This is a genomic window from Anoxybacillus thermarum, from assembly GCF_000836725.1.
Taxonomy (GTDB): Bacteria; Bacillota; Bacilli; order Bacillales; family Anoxybacillaceae; genus Anoxybacillus; species Anoxybacillus thermarum.
The window spans coordinates 1-24835 of the sequence record NZ_JXTH01000043.1 but is presented as its reverse complement, the minus strand read 5'-3'; the positions used below and the strand labels follow the sequence as shown (position 1 = coordinate 24835).

The 24835-nt window shown below is 42.6% G+C and carries 23 protein-coding genes; 14 read left to right on the top strand and 9 right to left on the bottom strand.

Annotation, left to right across the window (positions count from 1 at the left end):
- Positions 1–289 precede the first annotated feature (289 nt).
- Both LH47_RS10490 and LH47_RS10485 read right to left on the bottom strand, forming a co-directional pair.
- Positions 290–1369 carry a diguanylate cyclase gene (locus LH47_RS10490; RefSeq protein WP_043967251.1) on the bottom strand — a complete coding sequence of 360 codons (1080 nt, stop codon included), beginning with the start codon at positions 1367–1369 and terminating at the stop codon, positions 290–292.
- A gap of 71 nt (positions 1370–1440) precedes the next feature.
- Positions 1441–2661, bottom strand: a complete 1221-nt coding sequence (locus tag LH47_RS10485) for an aminopeptidase (RefSeq protein ID WP_043967249.1) — start codon at positions 2659–2661, stop codon at positions 1441–1443.
- Between the two features lie 117 nt (positions 2662–2778).
- On the opposite strand from LH47_RS10485, the gene LH47_RS10480 reads away from it, so the two are divergent.
- Together LH47_RS10480 and LH47_RS10475 are read left to right on the top strand one after the other, a co-directional pair.
- Positions 2779–3207 (top strand): hypothetical protein, encoded by a 429-nt coding sequence (locus LH47_RS10480; protein WP_043967247.1) that lies wholly within the window; start codon positions 2779–2781, stop codon positions 3205–3207.
- Positions 3207–4328 carry a glycerate kinase gene (locus LH47_RS10475; RefSeq protein ID WP_043967245.1) on the top strand — a complete coding sequence of 374 codons (1122 nt, stop codon included), beginning with the start codon at positions 3207–3209 and terminating at the stop codon, positions 4326–4328. Before LH47_RS10480 ends, LH47_RS10475 begins: the two co-directional genes overlap by 1 nt.
- 78 nt (positions 4329–4406) lie before the next feature.
- Here the strand turns inward: LH47_RS10475 and LH47_RS10470 are convergent, their stop codons facing one another.
- Positions 4407–5693 (bottom strand): globin-coupled sensor protein, encoded by a 1287-nt coding sequence (locus tag LH47_RS10470; protein WP_043967243.1) that lies wholly within the window; start codon positions 5691–5693, stop codon positions 4407–4409.
- A 197-nt stretch (positions 5694–5890) separates the two neighbouring features.
- Between LH47_RS10470 and LH47_RS10465 the strand changes: the two genes are divergently transcribed.
- From LH47_RS10465 to bioC, 8 genes are all read left to right on the top strand, one after another.
- Entirely contained in the window at positions 5891–8188 is a 2298-nt protein-coding gene (locus LH47_RS10465) for a putative bifunctional diguanylate cyclase/phosphodiesterase (RefSeq protein ID WP_043967241.1), read from the top strand.
- A 119-nt stretch (positions 8189–8307) separates the two neighbouring features.
- Complete coding sequence (locus tag LH47_RS10460; protein WP_043967239.1) at positions 8308–9168, top strand: ABC transporter ATP-binding protein; 861 nt, start codon at positions 8308–8310, stop codon at positions 9166–9168.
- Positions 9104–10036 carry an iron-hydroxamate ABC transporter substrate-binding protein gene (locus LH47_RS10455; RefSeq protein ID WP_407637158.1) on the top strand — a complete coding sequence of 311 codons (933 nt, stop codon included), beginning with the start codon at positions 9104–9106 and terminating at the stop codon, positions 10034–10036. Before LH47_RS10460 ends, LH47_RS10455 begins: the two co-directional genes overlap by 65 nt.
- A 60-nt stretch (positions 10037–10096) precedes the next feature.
- A complete protein-coding gene (locus LH47_RS10450; RefSeq protein ID WP_043967238.1) occupies positions 10097–11071 on the top strand; it encodes a FecCD family ABC transporter permease in 975 nt (324 codons plus the stop codon).
- A complete protein-coding gene (locus tag LH47_RS10445) occupies positions 11068–12075 on the top strand; it encodes a FecCD family ABC transporter permease (RefSeq protein ID WP_043967236.1) in 1008 nt (335 codons plus the stop codon). The genes LH47_RS10450 and LH47_RS10445 overlap by 4 nt, the downstream gene beginning before the upstream one ends.
- A gap of 63 nt (positions 12076–12138) precedes the next feature.
- Positions 12139–13308, top strand: coding sequence for an 8-amino-7-oxononanoate synthase (bioF, locus tag LH47_RS10440; protein WP_043967234.1), 1170 nt, complete (start codon positions 12139–12141; stop codon positions 13306–13308).
- Positions 13305–13985, top strand: coding sequence for an alpha/beta fold hydrolase (locus LH47_RS10435; protein ID WP_043967232.1), 681 nt, complete (start codon positions 13305–13307; stop codon positions 13983–13985). Before bioF ends, LH47_RS10435 begins: the two co-directional genes overlap by 4 nt.
- Positions 13978–14745 carry a malonyl-ACP O-methyltransferase BioC gene (gene bioC, locus LH47_RS10430; RefSeq protein ID WP_043967230.1) on the top strand — a complete coding sequence of 256 codons (768 nt, stop codon included), beginning with the start codon at positions 13978–13980 and terminating at the stop codon, positions 14743–14745. Before LH47_RS10435 ends, bioC begins: the two co-directional genes overlap by 8 nt.
- Here bioC and speD read toward each other — a convergent pair.
- Positions 14738–15511: an adenosylmethionine decarboxylase gene (speD, locus tag LH47_RS10425; RefSeq protein WP_043967228.1), complete on the bottom strand. Its 774-nt coding sequence runs from the start codon at positions 15509–15511 to the stop codon at positions 14738–14740. The two genes, bioC and speD, sit on opposite strands and share 8 nt — an antisense overlap.
- Before the next feature lie 108 nt (positions 15512–15619).
- Between speD and LH47_RS10420 the strand changes: the two genes are divergently transcribed.
- On the top strand, positions 15620–17449 hold the full coding sequence (locus tag LH47_RS10420) for a monovalent cation:proton antiporter family protein (RefSeq protein WP_043967226.1): 1830 nt from the start codon (positions 15620–15622) through the stop codon (positions 17447–17449).
- A 383-nt stretch (positions 17450–17832) separates the two neighbouring features.
- Here the strand turns inward: LH47_RS10420 and LH47_RS10415 are convergent, their stop codons facing one another.
- Genes LH47_RS10415 through LH47_RS10405 form a run of 3 tightly spaced genes read right to left on the bottom strand, consistent with a single transcriptional unit; the run spans position 17833 to position 20171 of the window.
- Positions 17833–19188 (bottom strand): nucleoside recognition domain-containing protein, encoded by a 1356-nt coding sequence (locus tag LH47_RS10415; protein WP_407637159.1) that lies wholly within the window; start codon positions 19186–19188, stop codon positions 17833–17835.
- A 7-nt stretch (positions 19189–19195) separates the two neighbouring features.
- Positions 19196–19927 (bottom strand): FeoB small GTPase domain-containing protein, encoded by a 732-nt coding sequence (locus LH47_RS10410; RefSeq protein WP_043967221.1) that lies wholly within the window; start codon positions 19925–19927, stop codon positions 19196–19198.
- Entirely contained in the window at positions 19920–20171 is a 252-nt protein-coding gene (locus tag LH47_RS10405; RefSeq protein ID WP_043967219.1) for a FeoA family protein, read from the bottom strand. The genes LH47_RS10410 and LH47_RS10405 overlap by 8 nt, the downstream gene beginning before the upstream one ends.
- Before the next feature lie 220 nt (positions 20172–20391).
- On the opposite strand from LH47_RS10405, the gene LH47_RS10400 reads away from it, so the two are divergent.
- The 3 genes from LH47_RS10400 (at position 20392) to LH47_RS10390 (ending at position 23722) form a co-directional block, all read left to right on the top strand.
- Positions 20392–20586: a hypothetical protein gene (locus LH47_RS10400; protein ID WP_043967217.1), complete on the top strand. Its 195-nt coding sequence runs from the start codon at positions 20392–20394 to the stop codon at positions 20584–20586.
- A 378-nt stretch (positions 20587–20964) separates the two neighbouring features.
- On the top strand, positions 20965–21291 hold the full coding sequence (locus tag LH47_RS10395) for a nucleoside triphosphate pyrophosphohydrolase (RefSeq protein WP_043967214.1): 327 nt from the start codon (positions 20965–20967) through the stop codon (positions 21289–21291).
- Positions 21284–23722 carry a DEAD/DEAH box helicase family protein gene (locus LH47_RS10390; protein ID WP_043967213.1) on the top strand — a complete coding sequence of 813 codons (2439 nt, stop codon included), beginning with the start codon at positions 21284–21286 and terminating at the stop codon, positions 23720–23722. Before LH47_RS10395 ends, LH47_RS10390 begins: the two co-directional genes overlap by 8 nt.
- 289 nt (positions 23723–24011) lie before the next feature.
- Here LH47_RS10390 and LH47_RS10380 read toward each other — a convergent pair whose 3' ends face one another.
- Both LH47_RS10380 and LH47_RS10375 read right to left on the bottom strand, forming a co-directional pair.
- Positions 24012–24530: an IS630 family transposase gene (locus LH47_RS10380; protein ID WP_043967211.1), complete on the bottom strand. Its 519-nt coding sequence runs from the start codon at positions 24528–24530 to the stop codon at positions 24012–24014.
- 11 nt (positions 24531–24541) lie between these two features.
- A partial coding sequence (locus tag LH47_RS10375; RefSeq protein WP_043967209.1) for a winged helix-turn-helix domain-containing protein occupies positions 24542–24835 on the bottom strand: 294 nt, incomplete at its 5' end.

Genomic DNA, 24835 nt, shown 5'->3' with positions numbered 1-24835 from the left:
ATTGACAACACCCGTAGTGAACCGAAAAAATGTTCTCCACAAAGTCTTGACTGACTCATTGTTCCTCCAGCTCTTTTAATAAAGGCCATTCTGTGGTAAAATGTTTCATGGACTCTCTCCCTCCTGTTTTATTGATGTTGGTCATCACCATCATAGCAGGGAGAGAGTCCTTTTTGCATGACATTTGCTTTTTTCTACCGCGCTTCGCTTGGTGGCCCCGACGAGCGTCGCGAACAAAAGTTCGCAACCCTCGTCGGGGAATCATTCCTGAATGTCACCCACAAATATTTTACTCACACTTTCTATATACAACGGTGCGATTTCGTCCTTGTCGCTTCGCTTCATATAAAGCGCTGTCGGCTTGCTTAAATAGTTCTCCCCCATTTGTTGCAAGCGTCGGGAAAACAGAAATGCCGATGGAAATCGTAATATGCACCGTCTGTTGTTGTACGAAAAACGGATGACGTTCAATCGTTGTACGAATATGTTCCGCAAATGTCACAGCTTCATGTTCACAGCTTGAAAGCAGTATCGAAAATTCTTCACCGCCATTGCGAAAAGCAGTACCGTTTTTCGAAACGAGTGAGCGGATGAGTTCTCCAAGCTCACGTAAAATAACATCACCGCCATCATGACCATATGTGTCGTTAATCAATTTAAAACGATCAATATCAAATAAAATAAGCGATAAACAGCCGTTTTGCTGTTTCGCTTTCTCGAAATGTTGACTGAATAACGTATGAAACTGACGAACATTATAAAGCCCGGTCAAAAAATCAGTCGTTGCCCATTGTTTATAATGTTGCAACATGTCTTTTGATTGGCGAATATCTTTGCAAATATTCGCAGCAACATATGTAGCAACAATCGAAATAGGCCAAAAAATAGCGAGTGTTTGCGTATATATGTGTTTATCTGGGATGTTAATAAACAAAGCAAGTGAAATGAGGCACATGCTGTAGACGTTCATCCCAAACGTTGTGATCGTTATATGTCGTTTCATCCGCTGACTGATCCATCCGCAACCGATCGCAATCGCAAGAGAAATAAAAAAAGAAACGACCGATGCAAACGTATTGCCGAACAAAAAACGTCCTGTCCCCATGATGATGCCTGCCGCCAGTGCGCTCGGCATACCACCGTAATAGCTTACAACAACGAGTGGCACGTGGCGCAAATCTGCGATGATTCCATGTCCAAGCGGAATGGAAAAAAACATAAGCACAATGCTTAATAAGCCGCAAAAAGCCCCAGCGAGTAGGCGCATATGAAAAGGGGATTGTTGATGAATGTTAGAAGGGAAAAATTTACTAATTAAATAAAATCCGGCGATAAGTATGCCGCTATTTGCGATAAATTGCTTAAACATCGTCCGTTCCTCCTTTCTTTCACAATATATGCGGACGAAAAAAAATGTTGCGGACAAACGCCGCAACATTGTTAAATAGAAATCGCCCATTCACCGTTTCGCATAATCGGCTCACGAACGCCGTCTTTTGTTACTCCATCAACATTTAATTCATGAGAACCGATCATAAAATCTTCATGCACTAAGCTATCGTTCGCCCCACGCTCAAGCAGTTCTTCTGTACGCATATTCGTTCCGCCTTCGATATTTGTTGGATACGCTTTTCCGAGCGCTAAATGTGAGGCAGCGTTTTCATCAAATAACGTATTATAAAACACAAGGTTCGATTGTGAAATTGGAGATTGATGCGGCACAAGCGCAATTTCTCCTAATCGGCGTGCCCCTTCGTCTGTATCAAGCAAATGTTTGAGCGTGTCATAGCCAACTTCTGCAGTAAAATCAACGACTTTTCCATCTTTAAATGTAAGCGTAAAGCCGTCAATAATATTGCCGCCATAGTTCAGCGGTTTCGTATTTCGAACGACCCCGTTCGTTCCATCTTTATGTGGCATTGTAAACACTTCTTCTGTTGGCATATTCGGATTAAATACGGTGCCGTCTGTACTTTTTGCTGCTCCTCCAGCCCAAATATGCCCATCTGGCAGTTCAACTGTTAGGTTTGTCCCTGGTCCGTTATAAATGAGCTGTTTATATTGCTTATTGTTTAAATAATCAACGATGCGGGCTAATTTTTCATTATGGGCTTTCCATGCCGCAATCGGATCTTCTTGATCAACGCGTGTGACGCGGAAAATGACTTCCCATAATGCTTCAATTCCTTCTTCTTCACTCATATGAGGAAATACTTTTTTCGCCCATGCAGGTGTCGGCACAGCAATTAATGACCAACAGTTATGATCGGCCATTAAGCGACTGCGGTAATGTTGTAGCGCAAGGCTTGCCGCTTTTGTTGCCGCAGCGACCCGAGCAGGATCAATATCTTTTAATAAATCTGGATTTGGTGCATAAATACTTAAAAACGCCCCACCTTTTTCAGCCACTTCTTCACGTCCTTTGGCAAGCCAAGACGGATATTCATGAAGCGCTTCTTCCGGTGCATGTTTAAATGTTATGTACGTGATTTCTTCATCGCTCCACTCGACATGCACACGTTTCGCACCAACTTCGTACGCTTGTTTAGCAATTTCACGTACAAGTGGGGCGGACGGAAGCGGAGCATTAATAAACAACGTTTGTCCCGGTTGAATGTTGACACCAACGCGCACAGCTAATTCTGCATATTTTTGTAACATAGCAAAGCCTCCTTGTTGTAAAACATACTATCATTTTAACAAAAAGAATGATGTTGTGAAAACTTTTTCGCCTGTATTATGATTAAGAAAGGAATATAACGAGAAAGGGAATGACTTATGGAATGTGGTGACCAACAATTATTTTATATTGAAGGCATATTTATTCGTGCTCATGAGCGAACAGTTGATGTGCAAGTGAAAGGGGAGACGCTTACGTTTACGACGAACGAGCCGATCATCGGCTTTTGTGCAGGGGACGATGTCGGCGTCGCTTTTTGTGAAATCGGTGAGGAGAAAAAACTTATTTCTATTGAACGACAAGACGGCTCACCACTTTCATTTGTAAATGGGGAATGGTTTGCTGAAATTATATTTGTCGAATCGATCGATGCGACAACGTTTTTATTTGATTTATATCGTTCACCTTATCGCGATTACGAACAAATGGTCACGAACGAGCCGTTTTCATGTGAACGCGAAACGATCATGACGGTTGTTTTCGTTCGTGAAAATGGAAAAAATATATTGAAAAAGGTTGTTGGATAATGCGTGTCGTCATTGCACCAGATTCATTTAAAGGAAGCTTATCAGCAAAAAACGTATGCTCGATTATGAAAGAAGCGTTTCAATATGAATATCCAGAAGCGACCGTTATTACTGTTCCGATGGCAGACGGAGGAGAAGGAACGATGGAAGCGATCGTTTCGGCAATGAACGGCTCCGTTCGATATGTAACGGCTCGTGGTCCGCTGTTTGAAACGCGCCAAGCGGCATACGGTGTCGTTGGAGATACGGTGATTATTGAAGTCGCGCAAGTGATCGGCTTGCCGCTCGTTCCGAATGAAAAGCGTCATCCGCTTTATACGACAACATATGGTGTAGGTGAAGTGATTGTGGCAGCGCTTCATGCGGGGTATCGTCGGTTTGTGATCGGACTTGGCGGAAGTAGCACAAACGATGGTGGTTTCGGTATGTTATGTGCGCTTGGAGCGACGTTTACAAATGAAAAAGGGGAGCCTTTGCCTCCCATGCCTTCTTCTTTGCCGCATATTTCCTATGTTGACATGGCATCGCTTGATCGACGCATATATGAAAGCGAATTTCTTATCGCTTGCGATGTCGATAATCCACTTTATGGAGAGCAAGGAGCATCGTACGTATTCGGACCACAGAAGGGGGCGGATCGCGAAACGGTCCGCACATTAGATAAATGGCTATATACGTATGCGCAAAAAATTGAGCAGCAAATCGGGCGCTCATATGCTCTTGAACGCGGAGCAGGAGCGGCAGGCGGTCTAGGGTTTGCATGTTTATTGCTCGGTGGAACGTTGGTTTCTGGAGCAAAACTTGTCGGTGAAACGGTCCAGCTGCCGCAAAAAGTGAAACATGCCCACGTCGTCATTACTGGCGAAGGACAAAGCGACGAACAAACGTTATATGGAAAAGTGCCGTTTTATGTTGGTCAATTAGCAAAACAATATGATGTTCCTGCGTTTTTATTGTCCGGTAGCCTTGGAGACGGATTTGAAAAACTGTATGAATATTTTGTTAGCTGTGATGGGATTGCGACAAAACCGATGACGGTAGAACAAAGTGTGCAATCAGCGGCTACACTTTTATATACGAAAGCACGCAATCTTGCACGAACGCTCAAGCGGTTTTCTTAGCCGAAAACCGCTTGAGTTTTGTCTAAACTTTTTTAACTAAACATTGTTCTGAATAAACAGCACATCCCCCTCTTCCTTTTATTCTGTCTGTTCTACTAATTCAGTGGATAAGGAAGATAAGTGTTTCATCACCCGATGAATTTCTTCAATGGATCGTAAAATATAGTCAATTTGTTGTTGGCTCTCATGGAATAAATGAATATGATGATCAAGTTCCATTTTTGATGCAACCATTGTCCCTTTTGTTTCCTCCATTTGTTTGGCTGCTTCTGTTGCAATCATGCTCATATCATTCATTTTTTGTACGAGTATTTCAACTTGGCGGTAGTTCGTCTCGACTCCTTCAATAATGTGTGTGCTCATTTGTTTTGTATACTCAGCAAGTTTACGTACTTCATCCGCCACGACTGCGAATCCTTTTCCCGCTTCACCTGCCCGCGCAGCCTCAATAGCAGCATTTAGCGCAAGCAAGTTCGTTTGATCGGAAATTGTCTGGATTTGGGAAGAAGTGTTGCGGATGACATCAGACGAGTCGAATAGCCTTTGTAAAATATGAAGCACATCACTAACTTTTTCCACAACTACACCGAATGTTACTCGTGTTTGCTCTACTTGTTTTTCTGTTGTGTTCATGAGACCAAACAAATTTTTACTGCTTCTTTCCGTCATCTCTGTTTGTGTGCGGACATTTTTCGCCTTTTCTTCTGTTTCGCTTAGCGCGGCCTCTGTTTGTTCAATGGAAGCGGCAATTTGTTGTCCCATATCACGTAGTTGTAACTGAATAGAGCTTTGTTTGTTATTCAGCTGCTCTAACTCTTTCATTCGATCGTCCATATAGGCGCTCATAATGAGTTGTGAGTCAAAGTTAATAAGATGAAAGAGAGCAGCAACTGCATGAGTCCATTTATCGATTCGTCCTTCTTGTTGCGCATATGGCAATAGACGCGGGAGGAGTGCCGTTACAATTGCTTCATATGTTGCAATCATCCATTCGATCGGTAAGCCACGTTTATTGTGGTTGCTACCGAGTTGCTTGCGAAAAGAGATGTAATCTTCATTAATTGTTGCTGAAAAAAGTGAGTCAACATATTGAATAAATACTTGTTTTAGACGTTCGCGCGTCGTTTTTGCCTGTGCGACTGATTGCAGTAATGAAAACGAATATAAATGATCGAGAACGTCTTCAATTGCTTCATTAACATGTTCCATAACGAGCGGTTTCATTTCGCGCAATAGTTGTAAGTGTCCTTCCGTCACTCCCATGTAAGATAATCGCGCTTTCACTTCATTTGTTGTATGTACAATGGGCTCTTTATTGTCTAAGTGAAATGGTGGAAGCTGTTTTTTATATTTACCAAAAAGCATGAGGCAATCACTCCTTGTTATTTCTATAATCCAATTATAATTCTTTTCATTATAAACTGACGAACAATAATGCTTTTTAATTTATTAAACATTGTTCTAAATAAACAATAAAAACAACATAATTTTTAACTACACAGTTTGTTGTCCTATTCGTTTCTTTTTCTTGTGCATATGATGTGAAAAAAGGAGGGGTGCGGGTGCGAGCCATTGTTTTTATGTATGCTATCGTTTATTACATGGCATTGTTTAGTACGTTTGGACAAACAAAAGCGATTGTTAGTTCGTCCTTTTCATTAGGTGGCATATTTCTTTCAGTTATTTTGTTATGGCGGACGTCTATTCGTATAAAAACGAATGAGCGAATATTTTGGAAATGGATGACCATTGGTGCAATTTGTTACTTGATCGCTGAAACGGTGTATAGCATATACGAGTGGTCGTTTCAAACCGAGCTCCCGTTTCCGAATTGGTCAGACGTATTTTATATTGCTCATTCATTCATGTGTATTGCTGCATTACTATATATCATCATGCAACAACGAAAACAAATTGCGATGTGGCAAGTGTTATTCGATGCGCTCATCGTGACATGTGTGACGATGGCATATAGCTGGATATATATCGTTCAACCGATTATTGAGTTAGAAGAAAATGTCCTATATGTCGCTGTTTTAGTTGCTTATCCGCTCCTTGATCTCGTTATGCTATTTTTACTTTTGTTTCTCTTTTTTGCAACAAATGTTCGTCGGATTTGGTTATGGAACATCGCAGGGGTCGGATTATTTGTGTTTACAGATACGATATATTTCATTCAAATGATGCAATGGAATGATGTATACAGCTTATGGTTAGACCCGCTATGGGTGATCAGTTTACTAACTATTAGCCTTTCGAGTTATCATGCAAAAGATGGGGATTTATCGTTTCAAAAAGAAGAACAGCCGTACAATATAAAAGTTCTCTTTCCGTATATCAGTTTTCTTCCTTTACTTTGGATGCCTTTTATTTACCTCGGTGACCGAATGGTGATGTCATGTTTTGCTTTTACTGTCGCATGTATTCTCATTCGTCAATTCATGACGTTAAAAGAAAACCGTCAGCTCGTTCAACAATTACAAACATTAAACAGCGACTTAGAACAAAAAGTAATGAAGCGTACGCAAGAGTTGGCGCGTATGAACGAACAATTAACCTATGCTGCCAATCATGATTTTTTAACTGGGCTTTTTAATCGCAGAGCATTTGTAACAGCGCTTGAACAGACGATCATGCAAGCGAATAAGGAAAAATATAGTGTAGCTGTTGTTTTTATTGATGTCGACCGTTTTAAACAAATAAACGACTATTTTGGACATGAAATGGGTGATGCGCTCATTGTACAAATCGGACAATGGTTAAAAGAACAGGTTCGTCCAACTGATATCGTCGCACGACAAGGAGGAGATGAATTTACGATCATCGTTACCCCGATTCACCACTTACATGAACTACAAACAATTGTTGAAAAAATCATGACCATTACCGAGCAACCGATGACAGTAAAACATTTAGATGTACGTATTACGCTAAGCATGGGGATTGCTGTTTATCCATTTGATGGAGAAACAGGCGACACGTTAATGAAGCATGCAGATATCGCAATGTATCGCGCCAAAGAACAAGGAAAAAATCAATATCAATTTTTCAATGGCGAAATGGATCGTATCGTTTTACAAAAAACGATCATCGAAACGGCGCTTCACGAAGCCATTGAGCAAAAACAATTCGTATTATTTTATCAGCCGCAATTTGATGTGCAAACGGGAGAATTAATTGGAATGGAGGCTCTCATTCGCTGGATTCATCCAAAGCTCGGTACAATTTCACCAGCCGTTTTCATTCCCATTGCAGAAGAAACGGGGCAAATTATTCCGATTGGTGAATGGGTCATTGAAGAAGCATGCCAACAAATGAAAAGATGGAATGAACGAATCGGACGACCGATTCGTATAAGTGTCAACATTTCCCCAAAACAATTTTTGAAAGAAAGCTTTGTCGACCATATTCATTCTGTTTTAAAAAAGAAGCAATTGTCACCTCATCAACTCGATTTAGAAATTACAGAAGGCGTCGCTGTATTTAACGAACAATATACGATTCGGAAGCTACAACAACTGAAAAAACTCGGTGTTCACATCTCGATTGACGATTTTGGAACTGGCTACTCATCGCTCAGTTATTTGCGCAAATTTCCGATCGACCGATTAAAAATCGCAAAACCGTTTATTGACGGCATTACAGAGGAAAAAGAGGATGTTGCCGTCGTTAAAGCAATTATTGTGCTGGCGAAAAACTTAAAATTGCGTGTTATTGCTGAAGGGGTAGAAACGTTGCAACAACTAGATATTCTTCGGCTTCTCCAATGCGATGAAATTCAAGGATATGTACTCGGGAAACCACTTCCAGCAGACGTATTTGAAAAAACATACATCACAAGCCGACTTCAAAACGAATGAAGTTGGCTTTTTAAAAAAAGTGATTGACAATGATAATCAATTCATGTAAACTACAATATGTATTGATATTAATTATCAATATCAATTATTTAACTTGGTGTTCGAGGGGGAAAACATATATGGCGCGGTTGTATACAGAGCATCTTTCTGTCGGATATGGGGAGCGCACGATTGTCGATCGGTTAACTGTACATATTCCAGATGAAAAAATTACGACGATTATTGGACCAAACGGATGCGGAAAATCGACATTGTTAAAAGCGATGACACGCATTATTCGTCATCAAGGGGGAGCGGTCATTTTAGACGGAAAACAAATTTCGCAAGAGCATACGAAAAGGTTAGCGCAAAAGATGGCCATTTTACCGCAGACGCCAGAAAGTCCGGGTGGTTTAACGGTTGGAGAGCTTGTTTCTTACGGAAGATTTCCATATCAAAGAGGATTTGGCCGGCTAACGAAACGAGATGTTGAAGTTATTGATTGGGCGCTTGAAATGACCGGAACAATAAAATTTAAACATCGTCCTGTTGATTCGTTATCAGGTGGTCAAAGACAGCGGGTATGGATTGCCATGGCACTTGCACAAGAAACTGACATTATTTTTTTAGACGAACCGACAACATATTTAGATATGGCGCACCAATTAGAAGTGCTCGAACTGTTACAACGTTTAAACCGCGAACAGCAGCGCACGATTGTCATGGTGCTGCATGATTTAAATCAAGCAGCGCGTTTTGCCGATTATATGATTGCGATGAAGGACGGCAAAATTGTTCAAGCGGGAACGTGCGAGGAAGTCATGACGGCAGACGTGTTAAGACAAGTGTTTCATATTGACGCGGAAATCGGCCGCGACCCTCGAACGAACAAGCCGATGTGTATCACATATCATTTAGTTAAAGGAGATGCAGAACATGTTGAAAAAGCGAATGATGTCCATTCTACTTTTGTTCGTGCTCATCTTGAGTGCGTGCGGTAATCAAGCAGCAGAAAAAGAACAAGAGGAAGCAACAAAAGAAACGAACGAACCAAAAACGATGACGTATCAATCTGAAACGGGACCAATTGAAGTGCCTACGAATCCGAAGCGCGTTGTTGTTTTATCTTCGTTTTTAGCTGGCAGCGTGATGGCACTCGATGTACCGATTGTTGGGGTAGATTCTTGGGCGAAAATGAATCCGCGTTATGAACCATATTTAAAGGATGCAAAAGAAGTGACAGATGAAAGCTTAGAACAAATTATTGAGCTCGAACCAGATTTAATTATTGCCGCATCAACAAATAAAAACTTAGATAAGCTAAAAGAAATTGCGCCAACAGTGACGTACACGTATGGAAAAGTAGATTACTTAACGCAACATTTAGAAATTGGTAAATTGTTAAATAAAGAAGAAGAAGCGAAAAAATGGATCGAAGACTTTAAAAAACGTGCACAACAAGCTGGTGAAGAGATTCGCGCAAAAATCGGTGAACATGCAACCGTTTCTGTCATTGAAAACTTTGATAAGCAATTGTACGTATTCGGAAACAACTGGGGCCGTGGCACAGAAATTTTATATCAAGAAATGAAATTAAACATGCCAAAAGCAGTGGAAGAACATGCGTTGAAAGACGGATATTACGCCATTTCACTTGAAGTGCTTCCACAATTTGCTGGAGACTATGTCATTTTCAGCAAAAACGCAGACGGCGATCTTTCATTTACAGAAACAGAAACGTACAAAAACATTCCAGCAGTGAAAAACAACCGCGTTTTTGAAGCGAATGCAAAAGAATTTTACTTTAACGATCCAATTACATTAGAATATCAGCTTGAGTTTTTCAAAAAACATTTTTTAGGTGAGTAATGTAATTAAAGAGGAGTTCGTCGCGAATTCCTCTTTAATTATGTGAATAGAAAAGAGAGGATGCGTATGCTGAAAAAATTTTTGTTCGCATGTGTTGTATTGGTTGTGACATTCGTTTGCTCCATTGTTATCGGAGCGGCGGATACTACAGTCAAAGACGTCTGGCTAGCGATGACAGCGCCTGAGACAAACAAAATAGCAACCATGATTTACGAAGTTCGCCTTCCGCGTGAAACGGCCGCCGCCGTTGTTGGTGCCGCTCTAGCCGTAGCTGGAGCTGTGATGCAAGGGATGACCCGAAACCCTCTCGCTGACCCTGGGCTCATTGGGCTAACGGCAGGGGCGAACGCTGCTTTAGCGATGATGTTTGCCTTTTTCCCTTCCGCAAACTATATACAAACCGTATTCGCTTGTTTTGGTGGGGCAGCGTTCGGAGGTTTGCTTGTTTTTCGCATTGGCGCTAAACAATTTTCACCGTTTCGCATCGTCTTAGCGGGTGCGGCCATTTCTACTTTTTTATACGCTGTCGCAGAAGGAATTGGACTTATATATAAAGTATCAAAAGATGTATCGATGTGGACGGCTGGCGGTATGATGGGTACAACGTGGAATGAGTTAAAAATCGTTACACCATTTATTTGTTTGGCAATGGTTATTGCTTTTTGGCAAAGCCGCCAATTAACGATTTTAAGTATGAGTGAAGAAGTAGCGGTCGGGCTCGGTCAACAACTGATGCGCGTAAAAACGATTCTTTTTTTCATCGTCATCATTTTAGCAGGTGCATCTGTAGCTCTTGTCGGAAATTTAGCGTTTGTCGGTTTAATGATTCCACACTTTGTTCGTTTATTCGTCGGAACGGATTATCGTTTCATTTTACCGATGAGCGCAATCGGTGGGGCGACATTTTTGTTGTTTGCCGATACGATTGCACGAACGATTCACGCACCGTATGAAACGCCTGTTGTAGCAATTGTGGCGGTCATGGGGCTTCCATTTTTTCTTTTCATCGTTCGTAAGGGAGGGAAAATGTTGTGATCGCACCTCTACGAAAAAAACAGCGCATCATTTTGTTCGTGTTATTTATGCTTATTTGCATCACAGCCATCATTAGCATGGGGACAGGCCATTCTTCTTTATCTTTTAACCGATTGATCCCCGTGTTTTTAGGTGAAGGGACGTTTAAAGAACAATTCGTCCTTTTCTCGATCCGTTTGCCGCGCATCGTAATGACGTTGCTGGCGGGAATGGCTTTAGCGTTGTCTGGTGCCATTTTACAAGTTGTGATGCGCAACGACTTAGCCGATCCAGGCGTCATCGGCATAAACGCCGGAGCAGGTGTGGGAGTCGCCTTGTTCTTTTTATTTATTCCGATTCAAGCGGAATCATTTGCCTACATTATTCCGCTCGTCGCTTTTTTCAGTGCGCTACTCACAGCCGTCCTCATTTATATGTTGTCATACAATAAGCAAACAGGGCTTCAACCGATTCGCCTCGTGTTAATTGGAATCGGTTTTGCCACTGCGTTTTCAGGTTTGATGATCGTCCTCATTTCAGGAGCTGATCGGACGAAGGTTGATTTTATTGCAAAATGGTTAGCTGGCGGCATTTGGGGGCTCGATTGGGCGTTTGTTCTCGCATTGTTGCCGTGGCTTATCATTCTCGTTCCGTTCGTTTTATATAAAGCTCATCGCCTCAATGCATTGCAGTTAAGCGATTCGGTAGCGATCGGCATCGGTGTGTCGCTCGATCGTGAACGGCTTGTTTTATTGCTTACCGCAGTGGCACTTGCAGCATCAGCCGTTTCTGTGACAGGGGGCATTGCGTTTGTCGGTTTAATGGCTCCACACATTGCTCGTGCGCTTGTTGGGCCGCGCAACGAATTAAGTTTACCCGTTGCGATGCTCATGGGAGGGGTGTTGTTGCTGGTTGCTGATACAGTTGGACGGAACTTAATCGAGCCAGACGGTCTCCCCGCGGGTGTGCTCGTATCGCTTATCGGTGCGCCTTATTTCGTTTATTTATTATGGAAAAAGAAATAAACGTATGATACGATAAGTGTAAACTTTTTTATTTATAAGGTTTACAAAAAGGGGGGAGGTGCATTGTGGGAGGAGTTGCAAGCACATATTGGACAACTTGAGAAAAAAGCGCAAAAACGAACGTTAGTCAACGTAGAAAGCGACGGATGCTTTATACGTATAGACGGACAACATTTATTTAATTTTTCATCAAACAACTATTTAGGATTAGCGCATGACGAACGATTAATTCAAGCGAGCATGGAAGCAACGAGGAAATACGGCGTTGGGGCAACAGCGTCACGCCTTGTTGTCGGCAACCATCCGCTATACGAACAAGCAGAAGCTGCGCTCATTCATTGGAAAGGCTATGAAGCTGCGCTCATCGTAAATAGCGGATACACAGCAAACGTCGGCATCCTTTCTTCCCTAGCAGGACGGGACGCGGTCATTTTTAGCGACAAATGGAATCACGCAAGCATTGTGGATGGAGCGATATTAAGCCGAGCAGAAGTAAAACGATATCGTCATGCCGATCTCGATCATTTAGAGATGCTATTAAAAAAGACAGACAAACATAAACGAAAACTGATCGTTACCGACACGATTTTCAGCATGGACGGTGACGTCGCCCCATTGCGCGAACTCGTTTCGTTAAAAGAAACATACGGAGCGATACTCGTCGTCGATGAAGCACACGCAAGCGGTGTATATGGGAAAAACGGGGAAGGAATGGCTCATGAATGTCAAGTGGCACAACATGTAGACGTGCATATGGGAACATTCAGCAAAGCGCTCGGTGCATATGGGGCGTATGTAGCTGGAAAGCGAGTGTTCATCGATTATTTGATTAACACGATGAGGCCGTTTATTTTTACAACAGCGCTACCTCCAAGCGTACTCGGCGCCATTTATGCCGCGATTGACGTTGTACAAAAAGAGTCGACACGCCGTTGCCATTTACAGGCGTTAAGCGCCCATTTTCGCACGCGTCTTCAACAAGCGGGATTTCACACAGGGGAAAGCACGACGCACATTGTACCGATCATTGTTGGTGAGAACGAGAGGGCGCTTGCATTTAGTGCGCGCTTGCGCGAGCGTGGCATTGTCGCCGTTGCCATTCGTCCACCAACGGTCCCAGAAGGAACGGCTCGCATTCGTTTTTCGCTCATGGCTACGATGACAAAAGAGCAAGTCGATTGGGCGCTTGATCATATTTGTGCGGTCGGAAAAGAAATGGGGTTGATCCCATGAACGCATTGCTGTTGCCAGGCTGGGGGATGAGAGGCGATGTGTTTTCTCCGCTTATCGAAGCGCTTCAGCTAAAGGATGTCACGATCGTTGAATGGGATAGCATGCGCGATATTTATCATTTTTTAACGAAAGCAGAAGAAGCCTTAACCGTTCCATCTCTTGTGATCGGTTGGTCGCTTGGATCGCTCGTTGCTTTGCAGCTCGCTACGCACGAACATGTTCAAGCGCTCGTATGTATCGGAGGGACGAGTCGATTCACCATAACGGAACATTACAATGCCGGTTGGCATGCGCGCGTTGTAGAACGAATGAAAGGACAATTGCTACGCCAACCGAAAAAAACGATACAATCATTTATTGATATGTTATGGGGCGAGGAAGAGGCGGAGCCATTCCCGTATATGCATCATCACATTCCGGACTTGTTGCTTGGACTAGACTACTTACTGACGGCAGATGTACGTGATCAGCTATCATGCATTCGTGTGCCGCTGTTACTTATTCACGGAGAACGCGATCGCATTTGCCCGCCGCAAGCCGCTCAATATATATATGAACGAACAAACGATTGTACGTTTATGCTTATGCCAAACGTCGGGCACGCGCCGCACGTCACGCAACCATACGCATGCGCCCATTACATTCAAACATGGTTAGGCGGTGGAAGAAATGATTGATAAACAATTGATGCAAAAACGATTTAGCGAACGAGCCAATACGTACGATCAGTTCGCAAACGTCCAAAAAAAGATGGCGCATGAATTAATGGCACGCATTTCTCGCCCGCCAAAAACGATTTTAGAAATTGGCTGTGGCACAGGGTATTTAACAAAATTGCTGTATGACGTTTATCCGTATGCACAGATCACCGCCGTCGATATCGCCCCAGGCATGATTGAAGTCGCAAAAGAACGACTAGGGGATGCACCGGTGACTTGGCTTTGCGCAGATGTAGAAGAAGTAACATGGCATGAAACGTACGATTTAATTATTTCGAATGCCACGTTTCAATGGTTCACAAATCCAAAACAAACGATCGCCAAACTTGCCGAGCGACGAAACGAAGGGGGACAGCTTCTTTTTTCAACATTTGGCGACCGAACGTTTTACGAGCTGCACACATCATTTGCTTATGCGTTAGCGAAACAACATATTCATGAGCCGCTTCGTATCGGCCCATCGTTTCCGACGTTTCATGAGTGGCTTCACATGCACGCTTATGCTCGGGGGGATGAGCGCATGGAAGTAGAGTATTTTCCGTCGGTACGCGACTTTTTCTTATCCCTTCGCCATATCGGTGCAACTAATAGCACAACAGGGCGATATTGCCAAAGGCCGTCTATATTTAAAACAATGATGCATGAATATGAACAACGTTTTTCAGAACAGGGGCTTATTCGTGCGACATACCATTGCATTTGGATTGACATCACTTAGGTGGTGTCATATTTTTTCCGTAAAAAATTTCATCCATTTCGATGCGCAATTTATGTGTAATGGCGTCCGTTTCTTCTTTCGTCAGTTGATCTTTTGATAACTCAAACAAATAGCTATCTAAATCAAACTCGCGCAGTTTGCATTTTGTATGGAAAATATGTTCCTGATACACGTTCACGTCAATCATGTCATATTGCTTGCGAATATCGTCAGGAATGTAATTTTGAATCGATGTAATGTCGTGATCGATAAATAGCTTCTTTCCAGAAATGTCGCGCGTAAACCCGCGCACGCGATAGTCGATAATCATAATATCGGTTTCAAACGAGCGAATTAAATAATCGAGCGCCTTCAATGGCGAAATTTCCCCGCACGTTGCGACATCAATATCAGCTCGAAACGTACTAATTCCATCGTTTGGATGATACTCTGGATATGTATGCACAGTAATATGACTTTTATCAAGGGCACAAACGACCGCTTGCGGTACAGGCGGTTCTTCTTTCGGCACTTCAATCGGACTTTCGGATATGAGCATCGTCACGCTTGCCCCTTGAGGAACGTAATCTTGTTTGGCAATATTTAAAATATGCGCTCCAATGATATTTGCCACATTTTTTAAAATGTTCGTCAACCGTTCGGCATTATACACTTCGTCAATATACGCAATATAAGCTTCCCGCTCGCTTGCACTTTTCGTATAACAAATGTCGTACATATTAAAACTAAGCGATTTCGTTAAGTTGTTAAAGCCATGTAGTTTCATGAGGCGTCTTCCTTTCTTTTTTCTTATCTTGCCCCGTTTATGCAAAAAAATTGTAACTTTAATCACAAACTTATATAATGGACAAAAAGAGGGGAAGGTGGAAAACATATGCATACATCTATTTCATCGTTGGTTATCGTCATGGTTGCCGCTTTTCTTACTCCGCTCCTGTTGCACCGCTTTCGCCTGCAAATGATCCCTGTTGTTGTGGCAGAGATTATTATCGGAATTGTCATTGGGAAGACAGGTTTGAATATTGTTGAGCAAGATATGTGGTTAGAAACGTTATCGACGTTAGGATTTTTGTTTTTAATGTTTTTAAGCGGTTTAGAAATTGATTTTTCAGCCTTTGCAAACAAAGCGAAGAAAAAAGGAGAAAAGGAGCCGGGTACATTTGTTGTTGCTTCGGTTATATTTGCCGGTATTTTTCTCGTTTCGCTCGCTCTTTCTTATGGATTTGTTTGGCTCGGCTACATCGATAATGCTTTTTTAATGACTCTTATTATTTCTACAATCTCACTTGGAGTCGTTGTTCCAACGCTGAAAGATGCACAATTAATGAAGACGGCGATTGGACAAACCATTTTATTAATTGCGGTCATTGCGGACTTAGTAACGATGGTTTTGTTAGCTGTTTTCGTATCGACATACGATCCAGATCATGGAAACATATGGTTGTTGCTCGGGCTGTTTCTTGCAGGTGTCATATTTTATTTTGCAGGTAAATATTTTCAAAATCGTTCGTTCGTTGAGACGATGGCAAAAGGGACGATTCAAATTGGCACGCGCGCCGTATTTGCACTCATTGTCGTTCTTGTCGCTTTATCGGAAACGCTTGGGGCGGAAAATATTTTAGGTGCGTTTCTTGCCGGTGTGCTCGTTTCCTTATTGGCACCAAATCAAGATTTTGTTCATAAGCTCGACTCATTCGGTTACGGCTTTTTTATTCCGATTTTTTTCGTGATGGTCGGCGTTAATTTAGACTTGCGCCCGTTGTTTACACAATTCGATATTTTATTGCTCATTCCACTTTTATTTGTCGCACTTGTCATTTCTAAAGTCGTGCCGGTGTACATATTGCGCATTTGGTACGATCGAAACACAGCGATTGCCGCAGGCTTTTTACTTGTTTCTACGCTTTCGCTTGTTATCGCAGCTGCCACGATCGCAGAGCGAATGGGGATGATTGATGAAAATATGAAGGGCGCTTTAATTTTAGTAGCTGTACTCACGAGCGTCGTTTCGCCAATTATGTTTAAAAAGTTATATCGGGTGGAAAGAGAGGAACGGAAAAAAGTTGTCAAATTCATCGGGACAAATCAATTTACACTTGCGGCTGTACGTGACTTGCATCCAGACGAATATGAAACGACGTTGTATCATATACGCCAAGATAAAATCGAACAGACAGAGCATGTTTTCCCGATTGTTGATATCGATGATTATTCATTTGAAACGTTGCAAGCACATGAGGCACTAACAGCTGACATTGTCGTCGTGTTGACAGGTAACGAACAGACGAATGTCCAAGTGGCAACGTGGGCAAAAGAACAAGGTGTTTTACGTGTCATCGCTTTCGCCGAGTCACCATCTGCTGTCCAGCAATTAAAACACATTGGGGTTGAAACGATTTCTCTCGCTCTATCCGCAGGGGCGATGTTAAAGGCGTTCATCGAATCACCAAACGTTGTCCATATGTTGACACACCGCGACATTACATTGCATGAAATTGAAATGAACAGTCTGGATTACCATGGCGTTCTCCTTCGCCAATTTCCATTTCTAGGAGATTGCATCATCGTCCGCATTTTCCGCGGACACGAATCGATCGTTCCACATGGAGATACCGAAATGCGTATAGGCGACCGTATGATCGTCACAGGCTCGGAGGAATATGTGAAAGAATTGCGTGAACTGTTAGGCGGCGGAATGAAATAATGAAAGGTGGTTAGTTGTTCTGCTTTATGCGTTTCGATTCGTCGTTACGATAGATGGTTCGATTTAGATGTAACTTACCAATGGAATAGAAAGTTTGAAGTGTTGGAAAAGGGAGATCTGTTAGACAAGCAGATACAAAGACGAGCTTAGTTTGAATTTTTTCACAAGTTGATATTTCCCACCGCCGCCATTCTGACTATGCGTTCATTGTGACTTATGTCAGCGAAAAAGTATCATGATTAAAACAAATGCTAGTCGTATACACAGAAAGAGCTTGACGACCATTTTCGTGCAGGATAGACATTTGGGATTGCCTTAGCGTGTCGGATTTGTTGTATGTTGAAGAAAACATCCCGCTCACCGTAAAGGGGAGCGGGATGTTTTTACAAAAGCCCAAGCCATTGGACGAGATGGGTAGTTGTAAATGTGACGATAACGGCTATGCTTGTCGGGATGAGAAACGATAGCAACGTCCATTTTTTGCTTTTCGTTTCTTTATAAATGTTGATAAGTGTCGTGCCGCACGGATAATGAAGCAAAGAAAACAACATCATATTTAGCGCAGTTAGCCACGTCCACCCTTGTTCAACGAAAATTTGTTTTATTGCGTTCATGCTATCGACTTCGAGTAATGCCCCAGCTGATAGATAACCCATCAACAAAATTGGTACGACAATTTCATTTGCCGGAAGCCCTAAAATAAACGCTAACAAAATGTAGCCATCAAGCCCTAATTGGCGCGCAAACGGATCAAGCAGTTGAGCGGAATAAGCAAGCACCGTTGTATCACCTACATGAATGTTGGCCAATACCCATGTTAACATGCCTGCTGGTGCAGCAACGGTGACAGCACGCTTCAATACATAAACAGATTTATCTAATGTCGACCGAACGATCGTATCCCATATTTTTGGACGGCGATATGGCGGCAGTTCAAGGGTATAGTGTGTCGGCACGCCGCGCAACGCTGTTTTCGATAATATCCATGAAACTGTGAGCGTGACGACAATTCCAAATATGACCATCGCAACAACGACGCTTGCGGTAACGAGTGTTTTCCATCCGCCGGTATACCCTGCGGCCATAAAGAGGGAAGCAAGTAAAATTAGTGTTGGCCATCTGCCGTTACATGGAACGAAATTGTTCGTTAAAATGGCGAGCATTCGTTCCCTTGGAGATTCGATAATTCTTGTCGACATGATAGCGGCAGCGTTGCAGCCAAACCCCATCGCCATCGTTAGCGATTGCTTTCCGTGAGCGCCAGATTTTTTAAACAGCCGATCCATATTAAAGGCGACGCGCGGAAGATATCCGTAGTTTTCGAGCAACGCAAAAATCGGGAAGAAGATCGCCATTGGAGGCAACATGACGCTCACAACCCATGTCGTTCCGCGGTAGAGTCCTAAAACGAGAATGCCGTGCAGCCAACTTGGCGCGTGCAACTGTTGAAATAAGAGCGTAATATATCCTTCAAGCCAGCCGAAAAATTCCGCGAGCATAGAAGAAGGGATATTGGCGCCGGCAATTGTCACATAAATGACGACGGCAAGTATCGCGAGCATAATCGGGAATCCCCATATTTTCGACGTAAAAATCCGATCGAGTTTCTCAGTTTCATATTGCTTTTCTTGTTTTGTATAGGTCACCGTTTCTTGGCAAATGTGACGCGATGTTTGGAAAATAGACGCGACGATTTGTTCCCTCGTATCGCCATCTGCTAAACGATTAGCGTTTTCCATCAGCTCATCAAATGGATTTGGCGCAGTGGCACGCATGGGCTGATCCCTCCCTGAAGAAATGATGCCGATGATGTTGCAGTGCATGAAGCAATGACGTATCCCCGTCCAATAAACGAAGTGCTACCCAACGTGCTGGATATTCTTCTCCCACCACTTCCTTCACAAGCGGAAGAAGCTTTGTAATTTTTTCTTCAATGGCGCGGCTGTAAGAAACAGCGAGCGGTGTTGTTTTTATTTCCCCATGTACCATGCGCGCGATTGTTTCAAGTAGCTCTTCAATTCCTTCTTTGTTGCGCGCCGCAAGCGGTACGACAGGCACGCCTAGTTTTTTGGAAAGATTAGCAGTATCAATGATCATCCCTTTCTTTCTTGCTTCGTCCATTAAGTTTAGGCAAACGATGACACGGTCGGTCATTTCTAGTACTTGCAGCGCTAAATTTAAATTTCGCTCGAGCGCCGTTGCATCTAATACGACGAGGGTGACGTCCGGTTTGCCGAAAATAATGAAATCACGAGCCACTTCTTCGTCCGCTGAATTGGAGTAGAGCGAATATGTTCCCGGAAGGTCGATGATTTGATATTCCTCATTTTTATAAGTGAAAAAACCTTCTGCGTGAATGACCGTTTTTCCTGGCCAGTTTCCCGTATGTTGCCGTAAGCCGGTTAATACGTTAAACAATGTACTTTTTCCCGTATTTGGATTTCCAGCGAGTGCAACTGTATATTTTTTCTTATTCATTCCCAATCCTCTCCCCGTAAATATGGTCGCTTTCTTCTTTTCTTAAAGCGATTGTCGTATAGCTGACGCGATAGGCGGTCGGGTCGCCTAGCGGGCTCTTTTGTAAAACGGTGATTTCACTGCCAGGCACGAATCCTAGATCAAGCAATCTTCGTTTCATCGTTCCTTCTATTTCAAGCTTTGTAATGCGAAAACGTTCCCCAGGTTTTGCATCAGATAGCCGAGCAAGTTTTGCCCTAGCCATAACAGTTTCCCCCTTAACAATAATTTGCGCAAAGGTTATAATTTTTCCTTAAACCAAATTTTAATCTTATCTTATTCAGCGAATGTCATTTTGTCAACGATTTTGCATATTTTTTGATGGGAAGTCTCTGTGCAGGGATGTTCAATGCTGTTCGCTTGCGGCAAGCATTCAGCTATTTGAGGAATATGGCAATTCGCTTATTAATGAAGTGGGGAAGTTAGTGGTCACGGAACCGATGCTGTTGATGCCGCTCTTTTCCTGGAATGATGAAAAGCCATCCTGTATTCCAGACGCCATTTATCAAGTCGAACAAATTCTAAAAACGTTAAATGGAAAGCAAATAGAAATTCCTGTTTACAAACTTTTACTAGGTGCGGACATCCTCTTCGGCTTTTTCATCGTCGCGCATGATTGAAGCCGTAGATGGAATAAAGTCTAGAGTTGTTGTTCCAAAAAGGTAGGAAATATTGTAAAATAACAAGAAACAAATAGAAAAGACATGCGGTAATATGCCAATCATCAAACTTGAAATTTCTTTCGCTTGGATGATCTAAATAAAGAAATATTAAAGAAGTCTAGTCTTGTTATATGTAATTAAATGTTTTTTTAAGAGAAATCAGTTATTATCCAAGAACATCGCGAAAAGTCCACCACGATGTTCGTAGTTCGCAGGGGAGAAACGTACATCCTTTGCAGGAAAGTAACTCAATAATATGCAATTGTGAAGGGGCATATCGAATTGAAGATTTGTTCAAAAAATTCCTAAATTATTACTATAAAAGGAGAGGATACGATGCCTGTTTACAACAAACTTGTCCGCGACAAAATTCCGCAAGTCATTGAAAAAGCAGGGAAGACGTTCACAACGCGTACGTTAAGCGATGAAGAATATCGTCAAGAGTTACGCAAAAAGGCGTTTGAGGAGCTAGAGGAATACGTGCGGGCAGAGGACGATGCAGCAGCGATAGAGGAGTTGGCGGATTTGCTAGAAATTATACATGCACTTGCTGAATGCCACAGTGCGACGATAGAACAAATCGAAGCTGTGCGTGCCTCCAAAGCAGAAAAAAGAGGCGGATTTAAAGAGAAAATTTTCTTAATAGAGGTACATGATGAGTAAAGTTGAGTTTGTAAAAAGCCATCTGATCGAAAAATTAAAAGAACATATCGAAACATCCTCCACGATTTATATATTAACGTCGTTTGTGATGAAGTCAGGGGTCGATATAATAAAAGAGCCGTTAAAAAAAGCAGCTGAACGAGGGGCGGACATAAAAATTTGCGCTGGGGATTATTTATATGTTACACAGCCAGAAGCTTTACGTGAACTCATAGCGATCCATCCGAATATCGAAATTCGGTTATGGAAAAGCGAAGGGGTTTCTTTTCATCCAAAAGCGTATTTATTTGAACACCAAAATGACGGCTATTTTATTATTGGCTCGTCCAATTTATCGCGTTCTGCGCTAACGAGCGGTGTAGAATGGAATATTGGTGTCCATAAATGTTTGGAAGAAAGTGTGTTTGCAGAAGTGATGAATGAGTTTTTAACTCTTTTTTATGCTGAGCAAACGGTACAAGTTAATGCCGAAATATTAAAACAATATGAAGAACAATATGCGGATTATCACCAGCGTCATGCAAATCTCGTGCGACAATGGACGAAGTTAGAAGAAGTGGAATTCATGCTTCCAACTGAAACGGAAAAAGAGCCAGAAATTATTCATGATGAAAAAGCACCATATAGGGTGATTCAGCCGCGCTTTGCGCAAGTGGAAGCACTCGCTCAGCTAGAAGCTACATACGAAGAAGGATACGATCGGGCGATGGTTGTCATGGCGACAGGGCTAGGGAAAACGTACTTAGCTGCTTTTTTCGCTCAAAAGTTTCAAAGAGTGTTATTTATCGCACATCGGGAAGAAATTTTACATCAAGCGAAGCGCTCATTTGCACAAATTCTCTCGGATAAGACGTTGGGGATTTATGACGGCAAAATGAAAGAAGGACAAGCCGATGTTGTGTTTGCGTCGATTTTTACGTTAAGTATGAAAAGGCATCTTGAAATATTTGCGCAAGATGCGTTCGATTTAATTGTTGTCGATGAATTTCATCATGCCGCCGCGAAGTCATACGAGCGTGTGCTTGCTTATTTCCAGCCGAAATTTTTACTTGGCATTACCGCAACGCCTGACCGCAATGACTATAAAGACGTATACGCGCTTTGCGACGGGAATGTGGCGTATCGTATTGATTTTATCGAAGCGGTACAACGCGGCTGGCTTGCACCATTTCGCTACTATGGCGTATATGACGATACAGATTATACGAAAATCGCTTGGCGCGGCAATCGCTACGATGAAGAACAACTACTGCAAGCACAACTTCGTGAAGAAATGGCAGAACGTATTTTGCAAGCTTGGGAGAAGTACAAACAGACGAAAACGCTCGTGTTTTGCTCCTCCATTCGCCAAGCCGATTTTTTAGCGGATTATTTTAATAAAAGAGGTTATCGAACGGTGAGTTTGCATTCAAAGCAAGTACATATTACTCGCAAACAAGCGATCGAACAGCTTGAAAGAGGGAAAATCGATGCCATTTTCACCGTTGATTTATTCAATGAAGGTGTCGATATTCCAGCAGTCGATACGCTATTATTCGTTCGCCCGACAGAATCATTGACAATCTTCACACAACAAGTTGGCCGAGGATTGCGTCTTTATCCGACAAAACAATATTGTGTCATTATTGACTTAATCGGAAATTACCGCAATGCTGATATCAAAATAGCACTATTTGATACCGAAAAAGAAGAAAAAAGAAAACAAAAGTCTGTTATTCCTGTCGTCCCAGACGGATGTGCCATTGATTTTGATGTTCGTGTCATTCACTTACTGGAGGAAATGCGTCGGAAACGTCAACCGCGCAAAGAGAAATTGTTAGTCGACTACTATGACGTAAAACAACAACTCGGCCGCCGCCCGACGTATCTTGAACTTCACTTGTACGGCCGCAGCATCGCTAAAGAATATCGCGATGAGTTTAAATCGTACGTCGGATTTCTATATTGGGCAAACGAATTGTCCGAGCGCGAAAAAGAAGCGTTTTTGAAATATGAAGCTTGGCTTACGGAAGTCGAGCGAACAACGATGACAAAAAGCTACAAAATGGTCGTCTTGCAGGCGATGCTCAACCGCGGACCGTCACGCTGGCATTTGCCAATGACGCCGAACGAAGCCGCACCATTTTTTTATCAATACTTTATGGAGAAAGAATACCGAAAACGCATCGACTTCTCCGACGGGGAAACGAAACGCCTATGGCAATACGACGAACAAAAAGTCGCCAAACTCATTGCCAAAATGCCGATGACAAAATGGAGCGGCAGTTCCAACAGGCTTGTTTCGTTTGAAAATAATGTCTTCTCGCTCAACTTCTCCATTGCACCAGCGGACGAACAAATATTGTACCAATGGACACAAGAGATTTGCGAGTATCGGTTGCATGTGCATTTTGAGAGGAGAGGTGGAGAGAAGCAAGAAATCTCGAAATAAAAAAGCAAAGGGGATGGATGTCCATGGTTTCAATTCTTGGGAACTTACGCTGTCCAATTTGTAGAGAAACGTTCAAACGACAAGACAAAGTTGTTCTTGATATTATTAATAAAGTTATACATTGGGAATGTTACTACACATGTACAGAAAGAGAACTGTTTCCGATTCAAAGACGAATGGTCGCTTCGGAAGATAATCGCGACGTATGAGTTTTTTTGGGGGAGTAATGCTGTCTGTAAGGCTTAATCGATTTTATATATACATCCAAATTGACATTTTAACCTCTGGTTCACGCAGCACACCCGATGCGGCGTAATAACTCATCTGGATGCTGTAAGACGTATTGTTCAAAACGAGTAATCGACTGGGCGATGTCCTTTTGATCTTTATGCAGGACGTTGGCGATGACTTCATCTTTCAGCCACGTCCATAACCGTTCAATCGGATTCAAATGTGGGGAATACGGTGGCAGAAAAATAAAGTGAAAGGCGTTGCCTTCCTCTCCATCCAGAAAAGCTTGCACCATGTTGGCATGATGAATACGCGCATTGTCCAACACAAGCACGATAAATCGATCGGAATATTTTTCTTTCAACAGGCGCAAAAAGTCAAGGAACGTTTCAGCATTGGCGGATGATGCGCGATGAAACAAGACATCGCCTTGTTGCACGTCGACTGCACCAAAAATGGAAACATGGGCGTGGTGACCGTAGCTTGGCACTTGTTTTTGACTCCCTACTTCTGCCCATGTCGTACGAAGCGCCTGATAGGCACGAACATGCGTCTCATCGACATGAAGAAGAACGATTTCTTTCGTGATTAGTTTTTTTTTATAAACTCGAGTTCTTTTTCAAAGGCTGCTTGAAGCACTGGATCGCCTTTGACGAGCTTATAGGTCGGGCGTGTCCATGACAAACGAAGACGATGCAATAACTTGCGAATGCCTTCTCGTGACATCGAAACGCCATAGGTTTGTTGGATGTAAGATTGCAATATACGTGTGTTCCATGACGAAGAAATGCCCCAGCCGACATCCACAGGGGTGGTAGTTAATATCAGTTGTCTGATCTCCTGTTGTTGTTCTTCCGTAAGAAATGGCAAGCGACCAGGTGG

What these genes read in the sequence shown, in the direction of transcription:
- LH47_RS10490 (WP_043967251.1), bottom strand. Translation starts at nt 1,369, where the DNA reads ATGTTTAAGCAATTTATCGCAAATAGCGGCATACTTATCGCCGGATTT.
- LH47_RS10485 (WP_043967249.1), bottom strand. Translation starts at nt 2,661, where the DNA reads ATGTTACAAAAATATGCAGAATTAGCTGTGCGCGTTGGTGTCAACATT.
- LH47_RS10480 (WP_043967247.1), top strand. Translation starts at nt 2,779, where the DNA reads ATGGAATGTGGTGACCAACAATTATTTTATATTGAAGGCATATTTATT.
- LH47_RS10475 (WP_043967245.1), top strand. Translation starts at nt 3,207, where the DNA reads ATGCGTGTCGTCATTGCACCAGATTCATTTAAAGGAAGCTTATCAGCA.
- LH47_RS10470 (WP_043967243.1), bottom strand. Translation starts at nt 5,693, where the DNA reads ATGCTTTTTGGTAAATATAAAAAACAGCTTCCACCATTTCACTTAGAC.
- LH47_RS10460 (WP_043967239.1), top strand. Translation starts at nt 8,308, where the DNA reads ATGGCGCGGTTGTATACAGAGCATCTTTCTGTCGGATATGGGGAGCGC.
- LH47_RS10455 (WP_407637158.1), top strand. Translation starts at nt 9,104, where the DNA reads ATGTTGAAAAAGCGAATGATGTCCATTCTACTTTTGTTCGTGCTCATC.
- LH47_RS10450 (WP_043967238.1), top strand. Translation starts at nt 10,097, where the DNA reads ATGCGTATGCTGAAAAAATTTTTGTTCGCATGTGTTGTATTGGTTGTG.
- LH47_RS10435 (WP_043967232.1), top strand. Translation starts at nt 13,305, where the DNA reads ATGAACGCATTGCTGTTGCCAGGCTGGGGGATGAGAGGCGATGTGTTT.
- bioC (WP_043967230.1), top strand. Translation starts at nt 13,978, where the DNA reads ATGATTGATAAACAATTGATGCAAAAACGATTTAGCGAACGAGCCAAT.
- speD (WP_043967228.1), bottom strand. Translation starts at nt 15,511, where the DNA reads ATGAAACTACATGGCTTTAACAACTTAACGAAATCGCTTAGTTTTAAT.
- LH47_RS10420 (WP_043967226.1), top strand. Translation starts at nt 15,620, where the DNA reads ATGCATACATCTATTTCATCGTTGGTTATCGTCATGGTTGCCGCTTTT.
- LH47_RS10415 (WP_407637159.1), bottom strand. Translation starts at nt 19,188, where the DNA reads ATGGAAAACGCTAATCGTTTAGCAGATGGCGATACGAGGGAACAAATC.
- LH47_RS10410 (WP_043967221.1), bottom strand. Translation starts at nt 19,927, where the DNA reads ATGAATAAGAAAAAATATACAGTTGCACTCGCTGGAAATCCAAATACG.
- LH47_RS10405 (WP_043967219.1), bottom strand. Translation starts at nt 20,171, where the DNA reads ATGGCTAGGGCAAAACTTGCTCGGCTATCTGATGCAAAACCTGGGGAA.
- LH47_RS10395 (WP_043967214.1), top strand. Translation starts at nt 20,965, where the DNA reads ATGCCTGTTTACAACAAACTTGTCCGCGACAAAATTCCGCAAGTCATT.
- LH47_RS10390 (WP_043967213.1), top strand. Translation starts at nt 21,284, where the DNA reads ATGAGTAAAGTTGAGTTTGTAAAAAGCCATCTGATCGAAAAATTAAAA.